Origin of the sequence: Bacillus sp. ES1-5 (genome assembly GCF_022487605.1) — a bacterium.
Lineage (GTDB): Bacteria > Bacillota > Bacilli > Bacillales > Bacillaceae_G > Bacillus_A > Bacillus_A wiedmannii.
Window position 1 is genome coordinate 150173 of the sequence record NZ_JAKVPU010000001.1, and the last position, 22179, is coordinate 172351.

Here is a 22179-nt window from a genome sequence, read left to right on the forward strand (position 1 = left end):
TTTATGAAAAAAATAATATTAATAGGTTCTGGTGGTTCAGGAAAATCTACATTAGCAAAACAGTTAGGGAATAAATTAAATATTAAAGTGCATCATCTTGATGCGTTATTTTGGAAACCGAATTGGGAAGGTGTACCGAAAGCGGAGCAAAGAAAGGTTCAAAATGAATTAGTTAAGGAAGATGAATGGATTATTGATGGGAATTATGGCGGGACAATGGACATAAGAATTAAAGCAGCTGATACAATTATCTTTCTTGATATTCATAGAACAATATGTATTTATCGTGCCTTTAAAAGGGTTGTACAATATCGGAATAAAACAAGACCGGATATGGGTGCTGGATGTGAAGAAAGGTTTGATTTGCAATTTTTCAAATGGATATGGCAATATCCTAAAACGAAACGGCCTTCAATTTTAAAAAGGCTAAATCAATTGAGTAAGGAAAAAGAGGTTATTATTTTAAAATCTTCAAATGAAGTAAGACTATTTTTAGAGAAGTACAATACCATGAATAGCTAGATTATAAAAAGAAGTAACATGGGGGGATAGGATTGAATAGATTCATTGGCCCGGTTGATTCTAATATGGTGAAAATTCCAGCAGGAAAAGTAGAATTAAGAGATGATCGAATAAAAAAACAATGGCAAGTTCAAGTTAAACCGTTTCTTCTTGCAAAGTATGTTGTAACGATGGAATTATATGATGCCATTGTGGATAATAAACCAAGTTTATTGAAAGATAAAAATAAACCAGCTGTAAATATCTCATGGAATGATGCCATTATGATTTGTAATTTACTTTCAAAAAAAGTGGGATTAAAAGAATATTATTCTATTAGTGACGGTGGTCAAATTGTTAGTTGTAATTTAGATTCAACTGGCTACCGATTACCTTCAGAAGCAGAGTGGCAGTATGCATGTAAAGCAGGAACTACTGGATACATATATGGAGAACTGAAAGAGATCGCTTGGTATAATGAAAATTCAGATGGACATATTCATGAGGTCGGAAAAAAAGAACCGAATGCATGGGGACTGTATGATATGTTAGGAAACGTTTGGGAATGGTGCTATGATTTGTATGATGAAAAGGTATATGGATCATACCGAATTTTTCGAGGTGGTAGCTGGGCTGAAGCAGCTAGAGGTTGCGGTGCGACTTGTCGCCGGCGTAGCCATCCAACATTTTATATAGATGATCTTGGGTTTAGGCTTGCAAGGTCAATTTAATAAAAGCATGTTATATATAACAAAGAGTTTGGAGAGTAACCATATTCTTAATAGTATAGAAAAGATTTGACGTAAGGAGTGTTTACAGTGGCACGTGTGTTATTCATTAATACTGGATCAGAAGGGCATATAAATCCAACGTTGCAAGTTGTAGAAGAGCTAGTTTCTCGTGGTGAGGAGGTAGTTTATTTTTCAATTGAATCTTTTAGAGAGCGCATTGAGAAGACAGGTGCGACGGTACGAACAATTGATGATCAAAAATTTATAAAAGCTTTTCTCTCTGGTGGCCGAAATTATTTACCAGAAAGAATAAATGGTCTTTTATATACAGCAGATGTTATTATACCAGGTGTTCTTGAGCAAATTGAAGGCGAACATTTTGATTACATCATTCACGATTCGATGTTTGGCTGCGGTCGTATAATTGCTCAAATTCTAAAGCTTCCGGCAATAAATTCTTGTACATCCTTTGCACAGGATGTACAAGAATTTGAACAAATGTTAGACCACATGTCTAAAAATATCCCACTGGAAATCCAAGATAGAATACATAATGATTTTCAAACCTTAACAAAAGGAATTGCAGAAAGATATAGTGTTGAAATAAACTCACCGTACGAAGTTTTTTGTAACCCAGCACCACTCACTATTGTGTATACAATAAAGGAGTTCCAACCTTTTGGAGATGCGTTTGATGAAAAATATAAATTTGTAGGCCCATCTATTTCTGCACAAGTAAAAAATGAAGACTTTGATTTTACTTCAATTGAAGAAAAAAGTGCAATTTATATTTCTCTAGGTACTGTTTTTAATGAAGCACTTGATTTTTATAAACTTTGTATAAAGGCGTTTGAAAATAGTGAGCATACTATTGTTATGTCTATTGGTAGTAAAACGAAAATAAGTGATTTAGGTAACATTCCTAAAAACTTCATTGTGAAAAACTATGTACCACAAACGAAACTACTTGCATATACAAAGTTATTTATTACACATGGCGGGATGAACAGTACACATGAAGGATTATATAACGGGATTCCACTCATTGTAATTCCGCAAAGTGCAGATCAACCAGTAATCGCAAAGCAAGTGGAGAATCTCGGAGCCGGGGTTAAGTTGCACATGAAAGAATTAACTGAGGAACAACTACGTGAAAGTGTAGAAATCGTATTAAATAATCCTTCATTTAAAGAAGCAGCTTTGCATTTGAAGGAGTCTTTCCGAAAATCTGGTGGGTATAAACAAGCTGTTGATGAAATTTCTACATTTGTAGGTCAGTAATAAATAGAAAATTATACATGAGAAGAGTGTCTATATGAAATGATATAGACACTCTTCTGTTATATGAAGCGGAGAATTAGATGTTTTGAAAGAATGAATATTCTGTTTTATAAATTCAGGCCATAGTTTTATGTGTTACTAATGCTTTCACAGTTTCTGCACAACTTCTGCACATACTTTGATAATTTCTATGTCATGATATATTTGTTAAGTGAAATATTTCACAAGAAATGAAATATATTTTCACTGTGGTGTATGCATAACTAACACATACACCGATACAAGATTGCCTCTTGTTATTCTTTTACATCAAAGCCCACATTACACTACGAAGTATAACAAGAAGGGGACAGGAACATGAATAATCGATTTTTAAAACAACTACAAAACATGAAAATGAACAAAAAAAGTCTAGGAGCTGTTGCATTAACAGCCGGAATTATTGGCACGACACTTATTCCTCAAAACGCATACGCGCATGGTTTTGTTGAAAAGCCTGGCAGTCGATCTGCTTTATGTAGTCCAACTTATGGTGCACTAAATGTAAACTGCGGAAGTGTTATGTATGAACCGCAAAGCTTAGAAGCACCAAAAGGATTCCCGCAAGGTGGCCCACTTGATGGACAAATCGCTTCTGCAGGTGGTAAATTTGGTGGTATTTTAGATCAACAAACAGCAAATCGTTGGTTTAAAAATACAATCACAGGCGGAGAAAATACTTTTACCTGGAAGTATACGGCGCCTCACTTAACGAGCAAATGGCATTACTATATTACAAAAAAAGGATGGAATCCAAATAAAGCGCTCACAAGAGCAGATTTTGAACCAATTGGAACTGTACAACATGATGGTTCTGCAGCTTCAAATCATTTAACTCACAAAATTAATGTACCTACTGATAGAAGTGGATACCATGTGATTTTAGCAGTATGGGATGTAGCTGATACAGCAAATGCTTTCTATAATGTAATCGATGTTAATCTTATCAATGATGTGAAACCAGATATAGAAGCTCCAAGTAGTCCAAATGGAATTCAGACACAAAAAGTAACAGCGAATAGTATAGAACTAACGTGGAACGCTTCTACGGATAATGTAGGGGTAAAAGGGTATCAAATCTTCCGTAACGGAGAGATGATTGATACAGTACCAGGAACTCATTTTATTGATAAAAAATTACAACCAAGTACGGAATATTCTTATACTGTAAAAGCGATTGACACAGCTGGAAATGTCTCGAAAGAAAGTGCAGCACATACAGTGAAAACGACAGTTGAGGCTCCTGATACAGAAGCACCAACACAACCAAAAGGATTACATAGTATGGGAACAACAACGTCAAGTGTAGATTTAATGTGGAGTCCTTCTGACGATAATATTGGTGTAGACCATTACGATATTTATAGAGAAACAGAAGGATCACTGAAAAAGATTGCAACATCCAAACCGACTTCTTATATGGATAAAAACTTACTCTCTAATACTACATATAAATATGTAGTGAAAGCTGTTGATGTAGCTGGAAATGAATCTGTACAGAGTGATATATTTATAATTACTACAAAAGCTGAAAGCGCTTCATATGAAGATTGGGATGCAAAGAAAGCATATGAAAAGGGAGATAGAGTTCTACACGAAGGAAAAGTATATGAAGCAGTCCAGAGCTATCAAGGAAATGGGGATCCAAACTGGATTTATGCCTTATCATTATGGAAAACAGTGTAAGCTTTACCTAGGTATGAACTAAGAGATAATGGGCTTTGATGCAAAAAGAAATCTTGAGAATTCACTTTTCTGTTTATAAAAAAGACGACGTTGAATACGTCGTCTTTTTTAACCAATTTCCCTTTCCTTTCCTACGGATTTTCTCCGCTGTAAGTAGAAAAAATAATGGATTTATTCGCTATACGATTCATGTCATTACGGCAGCTACTGTATACTTGCTGTGTAGAAGTACGAAATGCAGTAGTATTTATAAAGAGGAAGGAGTATATGTGCTTTTTTAAGGATAGTCCTGATATGGTTTCCTACAATTGTAAGTCTTCCTGCTAAAACGGACTCTAGCAGTTAAAAGCTTCCTGTTCGTAGTATTATTAAAGACACAAAGAATATATAAAAGAAAATGCTCCGCTCTACCAGAGATCCTTTATCGCTGGTTACGGTCAGAAAGTCTATCGATTCGCCAAAGTCAATATTTCATCTGCAACGAGGTCAGGACGAAATTGATGAATATAATGATCGGTATCCTTAATCACCAATTGTTTTGCTTGCAAGGACCAGGAAGTAAATTCCTTTTCGTATTTGTTCCAGATTTCATCCGTAGCCCCTAAGTAATCGGCGGTAAGCACAGTAAGGGGAAAAGGGAAAGGTTGTTTGTCATCCAATACGATCTTCGCATTAGTTTTTGACTGACGTAGTTCATCATCTATATTGTCATTTTTAAGCTTAAGCAATGAGGCTGTCAGATCAATTTCCTTCAATTTATCGGGAACAAATTTCAAGCCGTTTCGATTTTTACGTGATTTTTCGATAACGCTATCCGAGTGAAAAAGCATCCGAAACACACCTGTGTTAATGAGCAGCTGATTAGTAAAACCACCACTTATTGGTGTCTCAACATCATCGTAGTAATATTCTGGACTTCCGCTATCGAGCAAAACGATACCCTGAATCTCATCTGGGTATTTTTGCGCAAATCGGATTGTTTCAAGGGATCCTAGCGAATGTCCTACAAATAAGTAAGGTGGTTTTTGTCCAGACGCCTGCAATATTTCATGTATTTCGTTCGTTATTATATCGATATCACGCTTCTTATCTGTCGTATCACTATAACCATAGCCAAACCGATCATAAACTGCGAATTTAACATGTGGCGCGAGCTTCTCATATAGTGGATAAAAATCAACATATGGATTAGGTGTCCCCCACCCAGAAGCAAATACAACGGTCACATTTCCTTGACCACCGGCATATAAATGCATATTTTTCCCATTAATATTGTACAGCTGGCCACTAGGGGTATAAGATTTCAAATCTTGCTGAACTCTTATCTTTTCATATATCACGCCTGATCCCAGAAGAATAAGAATAGCCAGAAACCCAAAAGTAACCGTTTTACATAATCTTTTACGCCATTTTTTCATCTATCACATTCTCCTTTTATGGTAAGAAATGTATACCTTGGATCTCTTTCAGTATATATGCTTATTAGAAAATGGTATCTTAATTTTGGCTTAATTCTCAAAAGTAGCTGTTATGGGGGGATTTGGAGCAAATGTTTTTTAAAATGATAGTTATTTAATAAATAAAGATAATGAAGTGTTTGATATCATTTCATTTAACGAAGATTTGATAGGTCAATTAAAAATTAAATATAGTACAGAATATGATAATTATTATGAAATAAGTAGATAACTTGCTAACGATTAAGAGGCTATTCTATAAATCAATGGAGTTGATTTGTAGAATAGCCTCTTTTTAAAAGGAGAATAAAAAGATGTACGAAAAGAAAATCATATAAAAGATTTTTCTAATTGTTATGTATTACTATTGAGATAAATCTTTCGTCATAAGTATATGTGGAATGCCATCTTCCATAAATACATCAGAAGAAGTTTGATAACCTAGTTTTTTATAAAATCCTTCAGCTTGTGTTTGACCGTGTAGTTTTACTTTCGTAGCTTCTTTGTCACGAGCAATCTCTTCTAACGATTGTATAATTACTTTTCCTAATCCATATTTACGATAGTCTTTTAAAATACAAATACGTTCTAATTTTCCTGCGCCGTCAACAAATCGTATACGACCTGTACCTACAGGAAGCTCGTTATAATAAACTAAAATATGTTTACATTCCTCACCGATTTCATCGAATGTATCGAATTCATCTTCAAGATGTACATTTTGTTCCTTTACAAATACTTCTTTTCGAATATGAAAGGCAGTTTCTAAATCTGTAAGTTCTGTTATGAGTTTGGAGTGCAAATTGTTCAGCCCTTTCTAGTGTGATGTGCTTTTGTTTTCATAGTATATCATAATGATACGCAATAAAGAAAACATATAAAAAGCTGACTGTAAGAGTCAGCTTTCATTATAATTCCTTTATCCCATTTTTTGTTCCAATAATCGCCTTACTAGTCATATTAACAAACAACCCTGTTTCAACTACACCTGTAATCATTTTTAATTGAGTGTGTAAATTGGCAGGATTAGTTATGTTATGAGGGAATATACAATCGATAATCACGTTATTGTTATCGGTAATAAACGTTTCATTATTTTTTAAACGTAACGTTGTTTGACAACCTAAAGATTGAATTTTCCTTTCGGTTTGTTTCCATGAAAAAGGTATAATTTCAACAGGTAATGGGAAAGTACCTAAATGTGTTACAAGTTTCGATTCATCAGCAATAATAATTAGTTCTTTGGAGGAAGTGGCAACAATTTTCTCGCGAAGTAATGCGCCACCACCACCTTTTATAAGCTGTAAATTAGCATCAATTTCATCCGCTCCATCAATTGTAAGATCAAGACTTTGTACGTCGTTTAACGAAATTAGAGAGATATTTAGTTGTTTAGCTAATACTTCCGTTTCTTTTGACGTTGGTACAGCTTGAAATGATAAGCCTTCTTTTACACGCTCACCTAATTTTTGTATCGTCCAATATACAGTAGAACCTGTACCAAGTCCAACTTTCATCCCATCTTTTACAAAGTTAGCAGCATATTCACCAGCGAGTTGTTTTAAATTCATCATTTTACTCCGCTGGGCGTGGACCGGCATCTAATCCTGAATTTTCAACTGTAAGTACCGGACGAACTACTATATCTTTATGTACACGCATTTGGCAAGATAATCGTAAATGATCTTCAATCCCTTTTTCTGTCATCGCATTTTTTTCATTTGTGCTCGCTTCACAGAAATCACCCGCTATAATTTCAACTCTACAAGTAGTGCAACGTGCTTTACCACCGCAACGATGGAGAATATGTACACCGTTATCTTCAATTGCTAATACTAACTTTGTTCCTTCTTTCACATCAAAAGTTCCCGCACCTTCAATTGTTAATTTTGGCAAATTTGTTCCTCCTCAAGTAATATTGTACATAACATATTTATGACCGCGAATTATTGAACATAAACATAATTTTTTTATATGCCCCGTAACTTTTTTATTTGTTGAATCGTTAATTAAGTAAGCGCTGAAAAGGAGTGGTTATTTTGTGCACAAAAGTAACTCATATTTTAAAAAATCATATCGATATGAATCATTCAAATATAAATTTTTTAATTGAGCAATATGGAGAATTGAAAAGGTACTGTACATTTTTAACGAAAAACAAATGGGACGGCGAAGATCTTGCTCAAGAAACAGTTTGTAAAGTTCTTCAAAAATATAGTAATAAAGATATTTGTATGACGCTTGCATATAAAATAGCTAGAAATCGCTGGATAGACCAGATGAAATCAAAATCAGTTCATGAAAAAATAAAGGAACAAATTATTTTTGATGCCCCACAAGAGAATATTGCAGATTTGCATGAAATGGTAGGGAAAGTATTATCGTCATTAAATGTACAACAATCCACAATTTTATTATTAAAAGATGTTTTTCAATATAGTATCACTGATATTGCTAAAGTATGTTCCGTATCAGAAGGTGCAGTAAAAGCCTCTTTATTTCGGAGTAGAAATAGGCTGAAAGCTGTAAGCGAAGAAGGGATAGAGATTGTCGAATTCACAGATGATATTGAAGTTGTAGTAACGTCTATTCGTGAGGAGAGACCAGAATTATTAACGAAACTCCTTCCGACAATAGATTTTACTAAGTTACCATCTATACAGCCAGTCTTATTGTTTTATGCGAAAAACCCTTCTTCCTACAGTTGTATGCTTTGTGCGGCATAACAATTATTGGAGGGATTTAAAATGAATGCAATTCCATATGTAGTAGAACAAACGAAATTAGGAGAACGTTCCTATGATATATATTCAAGGTTATTAAAAGATCGTATTATTATTATCGGTTCAGAAATAAATGATCAAGTAGCGAGTAGTGTCGTAGCTCAATTATTATTTTTAGAAGCGGAAGATGCAGAGAAAGATATATATTTATACATCAATAGCCCAGGTGGTTCAACAACAGCGGGTTTTGCCATATTAGATACGATGAATCTCATTAAACCAGATGTACAAACGCTATGCATGGGATTTGCAGCATCATTTGGTGCATTGTTATTATTATCAGGTGCAAAAGGAAAACGGTTTGCACTCCCTAATAGTGAAATTATGATTCATCAGCCACTTGGTGGTGCACAGGGGCAGGCAACAGAAATTGAAATTACAGCAAAAAGGATATTGAAATTAAAGCGTGATATTAATAAAATGATTGCAGAAAAAACAGGGCAACCGATTGAAAGAGTAGCACATGATACAGAAAGAGATTATTTTATGACTGCAGAAGAAGCGAAGGCATATGGGATAGTAGATGATGTTGTTACGAAAAAATAAGATAAAAACAGGCTAGGGGATATGTTAATCCTCTAGCCTGTTTTCTTAATCTTTTACCCATTCATCAACTAGCGCTTGATTCTTTTCAATCCATTTGCGCGCCGCTTCTTCGGGATCTTTCGTTTTATTTAACTCGACCATTAATGTACCAAGCTGTTCATCGTTCATTTTCCATTTGTCAAAGTATTTTATGATATTGGGATGATCTTTTTCGAAACCTTTACGAACAGAGTAATAAATGTCATCTTTTTCACCATATACTTTCTTAGGGTCTTTTAAATATTTTAAGTCAAATTCTGAAAAGCCCCAATGCGGATTCCAAAGCGTAACAGCGATTGGTTTCTTTTTCGTATATGCTTTCTTTAGTTCACTCATCATCGCAGCTTCAGAAGATTGGACAAGTTTTAGTTTTATATCATATTCCTTCATTGCTTTGTTCGTTAAATTCATAAGACTACTACCGGGTTCGATTCCGACAATTTTGTTATCTAGCTCATCTTTATGTGCATTTAAATCCTCAATACTGTTAATGTTTTTCACATAAGAAGGGACGACGAGGCCAAGTCCAGTACCTTCATACCATTTGGATTTTAGGACAATATCATCTTTATAACGAGCATTTAACGGTTTATCCGTAACGGGTAGCCACACTTCTAAATTAGCATCAACATCACCGCGAGCAACGCCAGTCCAAATTGCCGCTTTTTCTAAATACATGAGTTCAACTTTGTAGCCCTTTTGTTCTAATAGAACTTTCCACATGTTTGCCGTTGCAATATTTTCTTTCCAACTTGTTACACCAAGTTTAATTTTTCCTTTCGAATTTGCATTTGTTGCATTACATGAAGAGAAAATCATAGTAATAAATAATGCAAGGCATATAAGCCATATTTTCTTTTTCATCGAAACCCTCCTAAGAAACGTTTGCCTTTTTAAATAAATGTATAAGTAAGCATTCTTATTATGAACGGAAACGCGAATTTTAAAGAAATCTTATGAATGTCATTTTTATGTAATATTTCTTTGCAAAATCGCAACACTATATGAATAGATGGGTAGAAAAGGAGTAGTGACATGGATAATACAAAGGTGCGTGTTGAAAACGTAACAAAAGTATTTGGGAAACACCCGCAAAGAGCGCTGTCTTTATTAAAAGAAGGAAAAAGCAAATCGGAAATTTTGAAAGAGACAGGAATGAACGTGGGTGTAAAAAAGGCAACCTTTGAAGTATATACTGGAGAGATTTTCGTTATTATGGGTTTGTCTGGTAGCGGGAAATCTACGTTAGTTCGGATGTTAAACCAATTAATTAAACCAACAGCGGGGCATATATACATAGATGGTGAAGATATCGCAACGATGGGAAAAGAAGAGTTGCGAAGAGTGAGAAGAACGAAGATGAGTATGGTGTTTCAAAAGTTTGCTTTATTTCCACATCGTACAGTGATACAAAATGTTGCGTACGGGTTAGAAATTCAAGGAGTTCCAGTAGAGGAAAGAGAGAATAAAGCGTTAGAATCGCTACAGTTAGTAGGACTCGATCATCATAAAGATAATTATCCAAGTCAACTTAGTGGCGGTATGCAGCAACGTGTTGGAATCGCAAGGGCATTAACAAATAATCCAGATGTATTGTTAATGGATGAGTCATTTAGTGCATTAGACCCACTGATTCGAAAAGAAATGCAAGATGAGCTGTTAGAATTACAAGATAAAATGGAGAAAACAATTATTTTTATTACACATGATTTAGATGAAGCTCTTCGAATTGGAGATCGTATCGCATTAATGAAAGATGGAGAGATTGTCCAAATTGGAACACCGGAAGAAATTATGATGAGTCCTGCCAATGAATTTGTAGAGAAATTCGTAGCGGATGTAAATTTAGGAAAAGTAATTACGGCGGAATCTATATTAAAACGACCGGAGACTTTATTAATTGATCGTGGACCGCGTGTAGCACTTCAAATTATGAGGAACGCTGGCGTTTCTACTGTGTATGTTGTTAACAAAAAGTATGAATTTTTAGGTATATTAACTGCGGATGATGCAAGTAAAGCAGTGCAAAAACAGTGGCCAATCGCTGATTTATTACTTAACGATATTCCGCATGTATATTTAGATACTTTACTTGAAGAGACGTATGCAAAAATGGCGGAGATGAAATATCCGTTACCCGTAATTGATGAGAAGAAAAGGTTAAGAGGAATTATTAAACGTGAAAGTGTCATTCAAGCTCTTGCAGGTAACATTGAGGAAGAGGTGAAGGACGATGAATAATATACCGCGCATTCCATTAGGGGAATGGGTCGATTCATTTGTTGCAAGTTTATATGAGCACTTTGAAGGCTTATTCCGAGGGTTCTCTTATATTATTGGAGGATTCGTTGATTTACTCACTAATTTTTTAACAATCATACCAGCCATATTGATGATTATTATCCTTTGTTTCCTCATTTGGTACACAACGAGAAAATTATCTTTAGTTATTTTTACGCTTATTGGATTATTATTTATTTTAAATATTAACTATTGGGCACAAACGATGCAAACATTGGCACTCGTATTAACATCCGTTATTATCTCAATTATTGTAGGAATCCCAATCGGAATTTTAGCTTCTCAAAATGAACGTTTTTCAAAATTTTTAAAACCGACATTAGATTTTATGCAAACAATGCCGGCATTCGTATATCTCATTCCCGCGATTACATTTTTCGGAGTAGGTGTAGTACCTGGGATTATTGCATCTGTAATCTTTGCAATGCCACCGACAATCCGTTTTACTGACTTAGGAATTAGACAAGTTCCAGAAGATTTAATTGAAGCAGCGAATGCGTTTGGCTCTACCGCATCACAAAAATTATTTAAAGTACAATTGCCACTTGCAACTGGAACGATCATGGCTGGTGTGAACCAAAGCATTATGCTTTCTTTATCAATGGTAGTAACAGCATCTCTTGTAGGAGCACCAGGTCTTGGAGTTGATGTATACCGCTCTGTAACACAAGTTAATATCGGAATGGGATTTGAAGCCGGACTAGCTATTGTTGTCATTGCGATTATATTAGACCGCATTACACAAGGATTTCATCAAAAAAGAAGATAAAAGGAAAACACACTTTATTATACAAAGTGTGTTTTTTTGTTCAAAAAAATTACATACGAACGATAACAGAACCACCAGGTGGTGCACAAACTTGGTTTTGTTGTTGTTCCATTGATTTAATTAAATGATTATTTTCTTCAATTAATGAGATTAGTTTCGCTAATTGACTTTCAAGACTTGCGATACGCTGCATCATATATTGTGAATCATGATGTAGTGTATTTCTTCCGGGATGGGGGGAATACACATATTGTTGATTTATATTTGGATTCCAGTGAGGATGCATTTAAATCTTTCCTCCTTCAATAAATTACGAAGCTTTCTTATAGTAAATGCCTATGTATAATTAATGGTTACTTGAAATTTTATTATGATAAAAGAAGTATGTACAGAAAATGGAAAATATTATTATACGAAGTTAAAGTACATTTTTTGGAAATATTCAAGTGAGATAGTGAATATATTAATACATTCAAGTACATGTATGTTATTTAGGGAGAAATGATGAGAGGAGATGTAATTTTGACTAAAAATAAAAAAAGAAATGATGCAATGGCGATAGGTATCAGTATAGGTGTTGTAATTGGTGTGTTTCAAGGGTTCTTTACTAATAATTTAGTAATCGGAATTGTGATTGGAATCGTAATTGGGATTGCGTTTTTGAAGAAATAATAAGGTGCAAATTTATTTCAAAAATTGCCGAATTGAAAGAATGAATTTTCGGAATATAAATCCTATTTTTCCTTTTTTTATGATATTATAAATATTAAGGTTGGTGATGGAAATGCATACAACAAATAATAGACAATATTCATGGGTTGGAAATAAGAAGATGTGTTTAGACGAAGTTTCAGTAAAACAATATGGTGATATCGTACTCGGTGCATATGGCGGGAATATAAGTGCTGGAGCAAAAAAGAATGAAGATGGTGCGTTAGTTTGGTCAAATGGTGATTGGGAGTTTACAGCTATTTTAGATGGACATAATAGTGCGGAAAGTGTTGATTTAGTGGTAAATACAATCCAAAAGGAATATGAAAATATAAAAGTAATGATGAATGAATCGATTGATACAGTATTTCGATCTGTTGAAAATCATCTACTTACAATCTTTCAATCCTCTTCATTTAAGGAAAAGTGCCAAAGCATTAAAGGTGAAACAGCTTGCTTAATATGTGTAAGAAAAGAAAATTATATATGGTGGTTGTCTATTGGCGATTGCCTCATTTATGTATTTCATGAAGAGTTACATAAGTTAGGACAATATGCATTAAATCAACGTCATTTTTACGAATGGATTGGAAATGTAAACACTTTCACTTTACCAGTCCCTTGCTATTCAACAGGAATTCGTGAATTACGCGCTGGAAAGAATCGAATTGTAATGGTTACAGATGGGGTATTAGAATGCGGGGAACGTCATTATGAAACACCATTGAATCTGTATAATGATATGAATAGAAATAATATAGAACTTGAAGAAAGTGTTCAACATGTATTAGAACACGTTCATCATCAATTCGGACGAGATAGTGCGACCGTTATTTGTTGGGATGTCGGAAATAAAGAAAATACTACGTATCCAAGTGATCAGCCGGAGAAAATTCAGACGATAAGGTAAAGGAGGCGATCTCTCAATTGCATGTGAAAGTCATTGTATTAGTTTTATGGATCATATTCTTATTTTTCCTAGAAAATATAGTGAGAAAAAGGCTAAATATACCGAAACAAAAAGGATGGAATAATAAATATGTAAATAAGCTGCATAAATGGGGAAACAGGATTATTATTTTTTCTTATATAGTGGTGATAATTATATGCTCTTTTCTTTCAAATCCCCTATACATGAGCTTTCTACCTTTTCTGTTTTTAATTACGTTGTATAGTTTCGAATCATATATGGAATGGAAATATGATCGAGAATCAAGGGAGTTTTTGATGTCCTTAGGCGGAGTTGTATCACTAATGATAACAGGGATAATCCTATATTTCCTTATTTAATACGTATTGATTACAACACTATGGTAATATCATATAATGAGCAATTATAAGGAGAGAAGAAGTGAAAAGTCCTTGATTACGTGCTGAAGCAATGATTTTAAATAAAAGATCATTCTAAAGTACTAGTACAATGTGAGTTAAGTGAAACATTTTATCGTTTTCCAGGAGGTTCTATTGAATTTGGTGAAACAGCAAAAGAAGCGATAATGCGAGAATGAGAATTAATGGAAGAATACGATTTGAAGATCTATGTTCAAGAATTAGCCGTTGTAAATGAGCATATTTTTGAGTGGAACAACGAAAAAGGACATCATTGCACATTGATACATAGGGGGACTGTTCAAGAGAGAATTACAAATGAAATAAGACATAAAGAATATGAAGATATTATATTAATATAGAAAAGTATAGAAGAATTAAAAACGAAGCCAACATACCCTGAAGGAATTGTAAGTTATTTAGAAAAGGATAACCATAATATAGTCCACTTTATTTCTAAAAATAAATAAAGTAATAGGAGGTGGAGTAATGGGAACTTCTACTTTTTGGATTATAAGTATTATTTTTTGTATAGTTGTTTATTTTTTGGATAAGTATTTAAGAAAAAAATTGAATATGCCAAAGAGTGATTTTTTGGGATATAAAAAACATGTAAATAGTTTACACAAAAAATTAGAAATAGGACTAATGTTGATTTATTTAATAACTAGTTTTATTTTTATCGTTAAATTCGAAAGCGTTAATATTGCTTATGTCATTTTCACTTATTTAGGGGGAACGTTGATATTAAGAGCATTGATGGAATGGAAATTTGATAGAGAATCGAAAGAATATATATTTTCAATAATTGGGATATTCACGTTTGTTTTTATGACTTCAATACTATTTTACTTCTTTCCATCTGCCGCATAACAAGATAATGATTGATGCAAGAACTATAAGAGGGAGGAGGTTGGACTTAAACGTAATTTTAAAACGTATTCATGAAAAACGTAAAAAGCAATCACATATAATAATAGGTATTGATGGTGCAAATAATGAAATAACTAATAAATAAGAAACCATTTACTGCTAAATGGTTTCTTATTTAAGCATCTATTTTAGCTAAAATAGATGTAACGAAATTTGTTTTATCCTCTGCATATTGATGTTTATTATTAGGGTTAGCTTGTGAAAGTTGAATCTTTAACTGTTCATACTGTATACGAGAAATTTTGTTGTTTATTAAGTAATCTCTGAATTGTAATTGCTCTATTAAATATGTATTTCCTTGTTCATACATATGAATTTGATGAGTTCTTGGCTCACCTTTATTAAAATAGTATCTTTCTGGCAGTATATCTTTTCTGTATTTATAGTTTAGTAGTTCTAACTTTTTAATACATTTTAAATCGTCCTTATAATCTTCTAATTCGATTGCTATATCAATAATTGGCTTTGCACTTAGATGTGGGATAGAGGTACTACCAATATGGTGTATCGCTAAAATATGTTTGCCAATTTGTTCCTCAATGAAGTGTTTCTCTTTCATAAATTCAATTTGCCATTCTTCAGTCCACGGAACTAAAAACACTTTTCCATACGGTAAACCTAACATTTAATTAGCACCTCTTTCAAAATGGTTTTCAAAAAGTCTTTTACATTTTCTTAAAGCTCTTTAAAACAAGGTATTCCCACAATCTCCAAGGAAGAATCTTCTTCACAAAAATCATAAATTTTACACCTTTTCCAATCGGATATCGTAAATTCGTACGCTTAGATTCAGCGATTTCTACAATTTTATTAGCAACATCTATCGGATTACCAAACGTATCACTGCCGCTATTAATATGTTTTTGGATTTTATCCATATATTCTTTGTAAGGAGAAGATGTATCAGATTGGTTTGAAGCTAGTTGTTTACCGACTTCCCAAATGTTTGTGTTATAAGAACCAGGTTCAATTAAAGTAACATCTATTCCAAAAGGTTTCACTTCTAAACGAAGGGATTCACTCCAGCCTTCTAATGCATATTTTGAAGAAACGTAAGGGGATAGACCCGGGAATCCAACTTGACCACTAATGCTGCTTATATTAATGATTTTTCCACTTTTTTGTTCTCTCATATAAGGTAAAACAAGCTGTGTGATTGAAATAGCGCCAAAAAAGTTTGTTTCAAATTGTTTACGGTATTCCTCTAATGGAATTTCTTCTACAAAGCCCCCATTTGCAAATCCTGCATTATTAATAAGAAGGTCTACTCTGTTTATTTCTTTTAAAAAAAATTGGAAGTTATGTATAGAGTTTTGATCGATTACATCTAATTGTTGAATTTTTATGTTTTGTTTTAAGTTGAGTTTAGTAGCTTGAGATATTAAATCTTCTTGTTTATTAAGGTTTCGCATTGTAGCAATGACTAAATAGTCTTTTTTTGCAAGCTCAAGTGTTGTTAATAGACCGAAACCACTTGAAGCCCCGGTAATAACTGCTATTTTTTTATTCATTTTTTGCTCGCTTTCTTTTTCTTTTATCATAACGAGTTATGAAAAGAAAATCTATTAATCTTGCATTCGTTTTGAGAGCAATACCGTTAATTCTATTTTAAAAGAGGGAATTATTCGGACTCAGCGTATATAAAGAAGTGAGTATAAATACGTTAATGAAATGAGGGGAAAAAATGGCTCATGTAAAAGATGTATTAGCAGATCAATTATTAGCGAATGCAAACGATCCTAGTTGGTATATTCCATTTTCAGATGCAGTGAAAGATCTACCTGAGAGAGAAGCTTTCTGGAAACCGAATGAAGAGAGTAATAGTATAGCTGAAATTGTACAACATTTACTGTATTGGAATTCAACGTGGCAAACTAGGTACAAAGAATCGAATGTGGATGCCGTGCCCGCTTTTGGTGATAATAACAAAAGTTTTATGCTTTCAAATAATCAAACCTTCGATGAGTTGAGAGAAAAACTACTAGAGAAACTGTTACAATGGCAAAAGCTTATAAATGAAGAGAAGGTTGAAAGCGATGTAGTTGGATTTCCCGTAAATGCGAAGTGGTGGGAAGTGCTTAGTAATGTAACGACTCATAATGCTTATCATATTGGTCAAATTATTTACATCCGGAAGTTACAGAAGAGTTTTGAGAATGAATAAGATAATAATTCTCAAATTAGGTGAACAAAAGTGGACAAAACGAGACATATGTCTCATTTTGTCCACTTTTTTATTATGAAAGAAAAGAGAAAACCTATGAAATCAGGGATTAGAATTTGGCACAGTACTTGCAATATAAAAGATGAACAAGAAAATAGGAGGGCTGGACATGTTAAAAACAACTGAAAGTAAAGGGAATGAAATTACGAAAGAACAAGCTCGTTGGATGTATGAAAAAATGTTAGAAATTCGTAAGTTTGAAGATAAGGTACATGAATTATTCGCGCAAGGCGTTCTGCCAGGTTTCGTTCATTTATACGCAGGTGAAGAAGCGGTAGCAGTTGGTGTATGTGCCCACTTAACGGATAGTGACAGTATTACAAGTACACATAGAGGTCATGGGCATTGTATCGCAAAAGGCTGTGATTTAAACGGAATGATGGCTGAACTTTTTGGGAAAGCGACAGGGTTATGTAAAGGTAAAGGCGGTTCCATGCATATTGCCGATTTAGATAAAGGAATGCTTGGTGCAAATGGGATTGTAGGCGGAGGTTTTCCACTTGCTTGCGGTTCAGCATTAACAGCTAAATATAAAGGAACGAAAGATGTGAGTGTATGCTTCTTCGGTGACGGAGCAAATAATGAAGGAACATTTCATGAAGGGGTTAATTTAGCGGCGATATGGAAGTTACCAGTTATTTTTATCGCAGAAAATAATGGTTACGGTGAAGCAACGACATTTGAATATGCTTCAAGTTGTGATTCTATTGCTGATCGTGCAAAAGCTTATAATATTCCAGGTGTTCAAGTAGATGGAAAAGATCTACTTGCAGTATACAAAGCTGCTGAAGAAGCGGTGGAACGTGCGCGTAATGGCGGTGGTCCAACAATAATTGAATGTATGACCTATCGCAATTACGGTCATTTCGAAGGTGAAGCGCAAACATATAAAACTTCAGAAGAAAAAGAAGAACATTTAAATGAAAAAGATGCGATTGTGAATTTCCGTAAGCATTTAATTCATGAAGCTTTATTAACTGAATCTGAACTTGTCGATATGGAAAAGGCAGTAGATGAAGCAGTGCAAAGATCGATTGAATTTAGTGAAAATAGTCCATATCCAGAGGATGAAGAATTATTAAAAGATGTATACGTTTCTTACAAATAAGAGGAGGGTGAAAAATAATGAATAGAACAGTAAGTATGTCAACTGCAATTAATGAAGCGATGAAAATTTCAATGCGTCGTGATGAAAATGTAATTTTGATAGGAGAAGACGTTGCAGGTGGTGCACAAGTTGATCATTTGCAAGACGATGAAGCATGGGGCGGTGTACTCGGTGTTACGAAAGGCCTTGTACAAGAATTTGGCCGAAATCGTATTTTAGATACACCTATTTCAGAAGCGGGTTATATGGGGGCAGCGATGGCAGCGGCTGCAACAGGATTACGTCCAATTGCTGAATTAATGTTTAATGACTTTATAGGTAGTTGCCTTGATCAAGTATTAAACCAAGGCGCAAAGTTCCGCTATATGTTCGGTGGAAAAGCGAAAGTGCCAGTTACAGTACGTACGATGCACGGTGCTGGATTTAGCGCAGCGGCACAGCATTCACAAAGTTTATATGCGTTATTTACGAGCATTCCAGGTATAAAAGTTGTCGTTCCTTCCACTCCTTATGACGCAAAAGGCTTATTATTAGCGGCAATTGAAGATGACGATCCAGTAATCTTCTTTGAAGATAAAACACTTTACAATATGAAAGGCGAAGTACCAGAAGGGTACTATACAATTCCTTTAGGAAAAGCAGATATTAAACGAGAAGGTTCTGATGTAACAATCGTCGCAATTGGAAAACAAGTTCATACAGCACTTGCAGCTGCAAAGCAATTATCGAAAAAGGGACTTGAAGTAGAAGTAATTGATCCACGTTCTTTATCACCACTGGATGAAGATACGATTTTAGCATCTGTTGAAAAAACAAATCGCCTAATTGTTATTGACGAAGCAAATCCAAGATGTAGTATCGCAACGGATATTGCGGCAATTGTAGCGGACAAAGGATTCGATTTGTTAGATGCACCAATTAAACGAATTACAGCACCACATACACCAGTTCCGTTCTCGCCACCACTTGAAAAGTTATATTTACCAACGCCGGAGAAAGTAATTGAAACTGTATCAGAAATGATCGGAGACCAATCTTTATTACATGTGTAATGAAACGACGAGAAGGGAGAGAGAAACATGGCTGTTGAAGTTGTAATGCCAAAGTTAGGTATGGCGATGAAAGAAGGTATTATTACGAGCTGGAATATTAAAGCAGGCGATAACGTAGCAAAAGGTGAACTAATTGCTAGCATTAACTCGGAAAAAATCGAAACTGAAATAGAAGCACCGGCTGATGGAACTGTTCTTGATATAGCTGTAAGTGAAGATGAGGGAGTTCCACCTGGCACTGTTATTTGCTACATCGGTAAGCCGAACGAAAAAGTAGAAGTCTATGAAAATACAAATGTTGTTGAAGAAAAAACACCTAATGCAGAACATAAAAATATACAACATCCAGAACCATATGCGAAAGAAGTGGCGAAGCAAAGAATCAAAATTTCACCTGTTGCGAAAAAAATTGCAAAGTCTGAAAATCTGGATATCAATGCGTTAGTTGGTACAGGTCCTGGCGGAAGAATTACAAAGGTAGATGTTTTAAAGGTACTTGAGGAAAGAGTTGCAATTCCAGAAGTACTTGAACAAGAAGAAAGTAAAGTCATTCCTGTTACTGGTATGAGGAAAGCAATCGCAAACCGTATGCATGCGAGCTTACAAAATAGTGCGCAATTAACATTAACGATGAAAGTAGATGTGACAGATTTAGTTGCTTTACATAAAGACATATCGGAAGTTGTACAAAAACGATACGATAACAAACTAACCATTACGGATCTCGTTTCTCGCGCTGTTGTATTAGCACTTGCGGAGCATAAAGAAATGAACAGCGCTTATATAGATGATGCAATTCATCAATTTGAACATGTTCATTTAGGCATGGCAGTCGCGTTAGAAAAAGGATTAGTCGTTCCGGCTATTCGCTTTGCTAATAATTTATCTTTAGTAGAGTTATCTAAAGAAATTAAAAATGTGGCACAAAAAGCAAGAGAAGGTAATTTAAGTAGTGACGATATGCAAGGAACAACATTTACAATTAGTAATTTAGGTAGCTTTGGGATTGAATATTTCACACCAGTATTAAATACACCTGAGACTGGTATTTTAGGTGTTGGTGCAATTGAACATGTTCCAGTATATAAAGGGAAAAAATTTAAAAAAGGAAGTTTATTACCTTTAAGTTTAACTTTCGATCATCGTGTATTAGACGGCGCACCAGCAGCTGCATTTTTACGCACAATTAAAGGTTATTTAGAAGAACCTGTAACAATTCTTTTATAAAGAGAAGGTGAGAGAATGAGTAAATTAGTCGTTATTGGAGGCGGACCTGCTGGCTATGTAGCGGCAATTACCGCGGCTCAAAATGGAAAAGATGTCACTCTTATTGATGAAGCTGATCTTGGCGGGACTTGTTTAAATGTCGGTTGTATGCCTACAAAATCATTGTTAGAAAGTGCGGAAGTACATGGCATTGTGAGAAAAGCGAATCATTATGGAATTACACTTAACAATGGAAGTATATCAATTGATTGGAAGCAAATACAGGTGAGGAAATCACAAATCGTAACGCAGCTCGTCCAAGGAATTCAATACTTAATGAAGAAAAATAAAATAAAAGTCATACAAGGTAAAGTGAAATTTGAAACGGATCACCGTGTGCGAGTTACACACGGTGATAATGTAGATATAGTAGATGGAGACCAGTTCATTATAGCGGCAGGATCAGAACCAACTGAATTACCTTTTGCTCCATTTGATGGGAATTGGATTTTAAATAGTAGCCATGCAATGTCCCTAGAAAATATACCGAAATCATTATTAATCGTTGGCGGTGGTGTAATAGGTTGCGAGTTTGCAAGTATTTATAGTCGTCTTGGAACAAAAGTTATGATTGTTGAAATGGCACCGCAATTATTACCTGGTGAAGATGAAGATATCGCACATATTTTAAGGGAGAAACTAGAAAATGATGGTGTTGAAATATTTACAGGAGCTGCTTTAAAAGGATTAAATAATTATAAGAAGCAAGCTTCATTTGAATATGAAGGAAGTATTCAAGAAGCCAATCCGGAATATGTTCTCGTTTCTGTCGGCCGAAAACCGCGTGTACAACAATTAGATTTAGAAAAAGCAGGCGTTCAGTTTTCAAATAAAGGAATTTCTGTGAATGAATATATGCAAACAAATGTATCACATATTTACGCAGCAGGTGATGTGATTGGTGGAATACAACTTGCTCACGTTGCTTTCCATGAAGGAACGACAGCAGCATTACATGCGAGTGGAGAAGATGTGAAAGTAAACTATCATGCTGTACCTCGCTGTATTTATACAGCTCCAGAAATTGCTAGTGTCGGTTTAACAGAAAAAGGAGCAAGAGAGCAATACGGTGACATCCTCATCGGAGAATTCGCATTTACAGCGAACGGAAAAGCGCTTATTATTGGAGAACAAACGGGGAAAGTAAAAGTTATTGTGGAACCTAAATATCAAGAAATTGTAGGGATTTCTATTATCGGTCCTCGTGCAACCGAACTAATCGGACAAGGAACGGTGATGATTCATACAGAAGTAACCGCTGATATAATGAGAGATTATATTGCAGCACATCCAACTTTATCTGAAGCAATCCATGAAGCATTATTGCAGGCGGTAGGACATGCTGTACATGCTTGAAGGTAAAAAGACCAGTCTAATATGACTGGTCTTTTTAGTAAATAATATTTAAGTAGCAATATGTATA

Annotated in this window: 25 protein-coding genes and 1 pseudogene; 18 read left to right on the forward strand and 8 right to left on the reverse strand. The window is 34.6% G+C overall.

The genetic code is table 11. The features are described from left to right. The first annotated feature begins 3 nt into the window (after nucleotides 1-3). The 4 genes from MKO96_RS00840 (at nucleotide 4) to MKO96_RS00855 (ending at nucleotide 4238) form a co-directional block, all read left to right on the forward strand. Nucleotides 4-522, forward strand: a complete 519-nt coding sequence (locus tag MKO96_RS00840; protein ID WP_240586325.1) for a DNA topology modulation protein — start codon at nucleotides 4-6, stop codon at nucleotides 520-522. A 65-nt stretch (nucleotides 523-587) separates the two neighbouring features. Continuing rightward, nucleotides 588-1232, forward strand: a complete 645-nt coding sequence (locus MKO96_RS00845) for a formylglycine-generating enzyme family protein (RefSeq protein WP_240587366.1) — start codon at nucleotides 588-590, stop codon at nucleotides 1230-1232. 87 nt (nucleotides 1233-1319) lie between these two features. After that, nucleotides 1320-2513, forward strand: a complete 1194-nt coding sequence (locus tag MKO96_RS00850) for a macrolide family glycosyltransferase (RefSeq protein WP_240586326.1) — start codon at nucleotides 1320-1322, stop codon at nucleotides 2511-2513. Between the two features lie 357 nt (nucleotides 2514-2870). Beyond that, nucleotides 2871-4238, forward strand: coding sequence for a lytic polysaccharide monooxygenase (locus tag MKO96_RS00855; RefSeq protein WP_240586327.1), 1368 nt, complete (start codon nucleotides 2871-2873; stop codon nucleotides 4236-4238). Nucleotides 4239-4684: 446 nt separating this feature from the next. Here MKO96_RS00855 and MKO96_RS00860 read toward each other — a convergent pair whose 3' ends face one another. The 4 genes from MKO96_RS00860 to MKO96_RS00875 all read right to left on the reverse strand — a co-directional run bounded on the left by MKO96_RS00860 (nucleotide 4685) and on the right by MKO96_RS00875 (nucleotide 7591). After that, nucleotides 4685-5656 carry an alpha/beta hydrolase gene (locus MKO96_RS00860; protein WP_240586328.1) on the reverse strand — a complete coding sequence of 324 codons (972 nt, stop codon included), beginning with the start codon at nucleotides 5654-5656 and terminating at the stop codon, nucleotides 4685-4687. Between the two features lie 403 nt (nucleotides 5657-6059). Next, a complete protein-coding gene (locus MKO96_RS00865) occupies nucleotides 6060-6497 on the reverse strand; it encodes a GNAT family N-acetyltransferase (RefSeq protein WP_240586329.1) in 438 nt (145 codons plus the stop codon). A gap of 106 nt (nucleotides 6498-6603) precedes the next feature. After that, nucleotides 6604-7266 (reverse strand): ribose-5-phosphate isomerase RpiA, encoded by a 663-nt coding sequence (rpiA, locus tag MKO96_RS00870; RefSeq protein WP_240586330.1) that lies wholly within the window; start codon nucleotides 7264-7266, stop codon nucleotides 6604-6606. Between the two features lie 4 nt (nucleotides 7267-7270). Then, nucleotides 7271-7591 carry a 2Fe-2S iron-sulfur cluster-binding protein gene (locus MKO96_RS00875; RefSeq protein ID WP_240586331.1) on the reverse strand — a complete coding sequence of 107 codons (321 nt, stop codon included), beginning with the start codon at nucleotides 7589-7591 and terminating at the stop codon, nucleotides 7271-7273. A gap of 143 nt (nucleotides 7592-7734) precedes the next feature. Here MKO96_RS00875 and MKO96_RS00880 point away from each other — a divergent pair, with 143 nt between their 5' ends. Continuing rightward, complete coding sequence (locus MKO96_RS00880) at nucleotides 7735-8421, forward strand: RNA polymerase subunit sigma-70 (protein ID WP_240586332.1); 687 nt, start codon at nucleotides 7735-7737, stop codon at nucleotides 8419-8421. A gap of 21 nt (nucleotides 8422-8442) precedes the next feature. Further along, nucleotides 8443-9024, forward strand: a complete 582-nt coding sequence (gene clpP, locus MKO96_RS00885) for an ATP-dependent Clp endopeptidase proteolytic subunit ClpP (RefSeq protein WP_087980652.1) — start codon at nucleotides 8443-8445, stop codon at nucleotides 9022-9024. A gap of 45 nt (nucleotides 9025-9069) precedes the next feature. Here clpP and MKO96_RS00890 read toward each other — a convergent pair whose 3' ends face one another. Beyond that, nucleotides 9070-9927 carry a glycine betaine ABC transporter substrate-binding protein gene (locus MKO96_RS00890; RefSeq protein WP_240586333.1) on the reverse strand — a complete coding sequence of 286 codons (858 nt, stop codon included), beginning with the start codon at nucleotides 9925-9927 and terminating at the stop codon, nucleotides 9070-9072. A 171-nt stretch (nucleotides 9928-10098) separates the two neighbouring features. Here MKO96_RS00890 and MKO96_RS00895 point away from each other — a divergent pair, with 171 nt between their 5' ends. Together MKO96_RS00895 and MKO96_RS00900 are read left to right on the forward strand one after the other, a co-directional pair. Next, entirely contained in the window at nucleotides 10099-11304 is a 1206-nt protein-coding gene (locus MKO96_RS00895; RefSeq protein WP_046954107.1) for a quaternary amine ABC transporter ATP-binding protein, read from the forward strand. After that, a complete protein-coding gene (locus MKO96_RS00900) occupies nucleotides 11297-12133 on the forward strand; it encodes an ABC transporter permease (RefSeq protein WP_098266583.1) in 837 nt (278 codons plus the stop codon). Before MKO96_RS00895 ends, MKO96_RS00900 begins: the two co-directional genes overlap by 8 nt. A gap of 49 nt (nucleotides 12134-12182) precedes the next feature. Here the strand turns inward: MKO96_RS00900 and MKO96_RS00905 are convergent, their stop codons facing one another. Then, nucleotides 12183-12419, reverse strand: coding sequence for a hypothetical protein (locus tag MKO96_RS00905; RefSeq protein ID WP_240586334.1), 237 nt, complete (start codon nucleotides 12417-12419; stop codon nucleotides 12183-12185). A gap of 218 nt (nucleotides 12420-12637) precedes the next feature. Between MKO96_RS00905 and MKO96_RS00910 the strand changes: the two genes are divergently transcribed. From MKO96_RS00910 to MKO96_RS00930, 5 genes and pseudogenes are all read left to right on the forward strand, one after another. Beyond that, complete coding sequence (locus tag MKO96_RS00910; protein WP_240586335.1) at nucleotides 12638-12805, forward strand: glycine zipper domain-containing protein; 168 nt, start codon at nucleotides 12638-12640, stop codon at nucleotides 12803-12805. A gap of 112 nt (nucleotides 12806-12917) precedes the next feature. Beyond that, nucleotides 12918-13754, forward strand: coding sequence for a PP2C family serine/threonine-protein phosphatase (locus tag MKO96_RS00915; protein WP_240586336.1), 837 nt, complete (start codon nucleotides 12918-12920; stop codon nucleotides 13752-13754). Nucleotides 13755-13771: 17 nt separating this feature from the next. Beyond that, the gene (locus MKO96_RS00920; protein ID WP_240586337.1) at nucleotides 13772-14134 is read left to right on the forward strand and encodes a DUF4181 domain-containing protein; all 363 of its coding nucleotides are present in this window, start codon (nucleotides 13772-13774) and stop codon (nucleotides 14132-14134) included. Nucleotides 14135-14225: 91 nt separating this feature from the next. Next, nucleotides 14226-14643, forward strand: a pseudogene (locus tag MKO96_RS00925) (NUDIX domain-containing protein). 19 nt (nucleotides 14644-14662) lie between these two features. Next, nucleotides 14663-15046, forward strand: coding sequence for a DUF4181 domain-containing protein (locus MKO96_RS00930; RefSeq protein WP_240586338.1), 384 nt, complete (start codon nucleotides 14663-14665; stop codon nucleotides 15044-15046). 175 nt (nucleotides 15047-15221) lie between these two features. Here the strand turns inward: MKO96_RS00930 and MKO96_RS00935 are convergent, their stop codons facing one another. Further along, entirely contained in the window at nucleotides 15222-15731 is a 510-nt protein-coding gene (locus MKO96_RS00935; protein WP_240586339.1) for a GrpB family protein, read from the reverse strand. Nucleotides 15732-15771: 40 nt separating this feature from the next. Beyond that, nucleotides 15772-16617: an oxidoreductase gene (locus MKO96_RS00940; protein ID WP_240586340.1), complete on the reverse strand. Its 846-nt coding sequence runs from the start codon at nucleotides 16615-16617 to the stop codon at nucleotides 15772-15774. A 173-nt stretch (nucleotides 16618-16790) separates the two neighbouring features. Between MKO96_RS00940 and MKO96_RS00945 the strand changes: the two genes are divergently transcribed. The 5 genes from MKO96_RS00945 to lpdA all read left to right on the forward strand — a co-directional run bounded on the left by MKO96_RS00945 (nucleotide 16791) and on the right by lpdA (nucleotide 22112). Further along, nucleotides 16791-17270 carry a DinB family protein gene (locus MKO96_RS00945; protein ID WP_240586341.1) on the forward strand — a complete coding sequence of 160 codons (480 nt, stop codon included), beginning with the start codon at nucleotides 16791-16793 and terminating at the stop codon, nucleotides 17268-17270. Between the two features lie 169 nt (nucleotides 17271-17439). Then, nucleotides 17440-18438 carry an acetoin:2,6-dichlorophenolindophenol oxidoreductase subunit alpha gene (gene acoA / locus MKO96_RS00950; protein WP_000921285.1) on the forward strand — a complete coding sequence of 333 codons (999 nt, stop codon included), beginning with the start codon at nucleotides 17440-17442 and terminating at the stop codon, nucleotides 18436-18438. Between the two features lie 17 nt (nucleotides 18439-18455). After that, nucleotides 18456-19490: an acetoin:2,6-dichlorophenolindophenol oxidoreductase subunit beta gene (acoB, locus tag MKO96_RS00955; protein WP_240586342.1), complete on the forward strand. Its 1035-nt coding sequence runs from the start codon at nucleotides 18456-18458 to the stop codon at nucleotides 19488-19490. 27 nt (nucleotides 19491-19517) lie between these two features. Further along, on the forward strand, nucleotides 19518-20717 hold the full coding sequence (locus MKO96_RS00960; RefSeq protein WP_240586343.1) for a dihydrolipoamide acetyltransferase family protein: 1200 nt from the start codon (nucleotides 19518-19520) through the stop codon (nucleotides 20715-20717). Between the two features lie 15 nt (nucleotides 20718-20732). After that, nucleotides 20733-22112 carry a dihydrolipoyl dehydrogenase gene (gene lpdA, locus MKO96_RS00965; protein WP_240586344.1) on the forward strand — a complete coding sequence of 460 codons (1380 nt, stop codon included), beginning with the start codon at nucleotides 20733-20735 and terminating at the stop codon, nucleotides 22110-22112. Nucleotides 22113-22179 lie beyond the last annotated feature (67 nt).

What these genes read in the sequence shown, in the direction of transcription:
- MKO96_RS00840 (WP_240586325.1), top strand. Translation starts at nt 4, where the DNA reads ATGAAAAAAATAATATTAATAGGTTCTGGTGGTTCAGGAAAATCTACA.
- MKO96_RS00845 (WP_240587366.1), top strand. Translation starts at nt 588, where the DNA reads ATGGTGAAAATTCCAGCAGGAAAAGTAGAATTAAGAGATGATCGAATA.
- MKO96_RS00855 (WP_240586327.1), top strand. Translation starts at nt 2,871, where the DNA reads ATGAATAATCGATTTTTAAAACAACTACAAAACATGAAAATGAACAAA.
- MKO96_RS00860 (WP_240586328.1), bottom strand. Translation starts at nt 5,656, where the DNA reads ATGAAAAAATGGCGTAAAAGATTATGTAAAACGGTTACTTTTGGGTTT.
- rpiA (WP_240586330.1), bottom strand. Translation starts at nt 7,266, where the DNA reads ATGAATTTAAAACAACTCGCTGGTGAATATGCTGCTAACTTTGTAAAA.
- clpP (WP_087980652.1), top strand. Translation starts at nt 8,443, where the DNA reads ATGAATGCAATTCCATATGTAGTAGAACAAACGAAATTAGGAGAACGT.
- MKO96_RS00890 (WP_240586333.1), bottom strand. Translation starts at nt 9,927, where the DNA reads ATGAAAAAGAAAATATGGCTTATATGCCTTGCATTATTTATTACTATG.
- MKO96_RS00895 (WP_046954107.1), top strand. Translation starts at nt 10,099, where the DNA reads ATGGATAATACAAAGGTGCGTGTTGAAAACGTAACAAAAGTATTTGGG.
- MKO96_RS00900 (WP_098266583.1), top strand. Translation starts at nt 11,297, where the DNA reads ATGAATAATATACCGCGCATTCCATTAGGGGAATGGGTCGATTCATTT.
- MKO96_RS00905 (WP_240586334.1), bottom strand. Translation starts at nt 12,419, where the DNA reads ATGCATCCTCACTGGAATCCAAATATAAATCAACAATATGTGTATTCC.
- MKO96_RS00910 (WP_240586335.1), top strand. Translation starts at nt 12,638, where the DNA reads ATGAGAGGAGATGTAATTTTGACTAAAAATAAAAAAAGAAATGATGCA.
- MKO96_RS00915 (WP_240586336.1), top strand. Translation starts at nt 12,918, where the DNA reads ATGCATACAACAAATAATAGACAATATTCATGGGTTGGAAATAAGAAG.
- MKO96_RS00930 (WP_240586338.1), top strand. Translation starts at nt 14,663, where the DNA reads ATGGGAACTTCTACTTTTTGGATTATAAGTATTATTTTTTGTATAGTT.
- MKO96_RS00935 (WP_240586339.1), bottom strand. Translation starts at nt 15,731, where the DNA reads ATGTTAGGTTTACCGTATGGAAAAGTGTTTTTAGTTCCGTGGACTGAA.
- MKO96_RS00940 (WP_240586340.1), bottom strand. Translation starts at nt 16,617, where the DNA reads ATGAATAAAAAAATAGCAGTTATTACCGGGGCTTCAAGTGGTTTCGGT.
- MKO96_RS00945 (WP_240586341.1), top strand. Translation starts at nt 16,791, where the DNA reads ATGGCTCATGTAAAAGATGTATTAGCAGATCAATTATTAGCGAATGCA.
- acoA (WP_000921285.1), top strand. Translation starts at nt 17,440, where the DNA reads ATGTTAAAAACAACTGAAAGTAAAGGGAATGAAATTACGAAAGAACAA.
- acoB (WP_240586342.1), top strand. Translation starts at nt 18,456, where the DNA reads ATGAATAGAACAGTAAGTATGTCAACTGCAATTAATGAAGCGATGAAA.
- MKO96_RS00960 (WP_240586343.1), top strand. Translation starts at nt 19,518, where the DNA reads ATGGCTGTTGAAGTTGTAATGCCAAAGTTAGGTATGGCGATGAAAGAA.
- lpdA (WP_240586344.1), top strand. Translation starts at nt 20,733, where the DNA reads ATGAGTAAATTAGTCGTTATTGGAGGCGGACCTGCTGGCTATGTAGCG.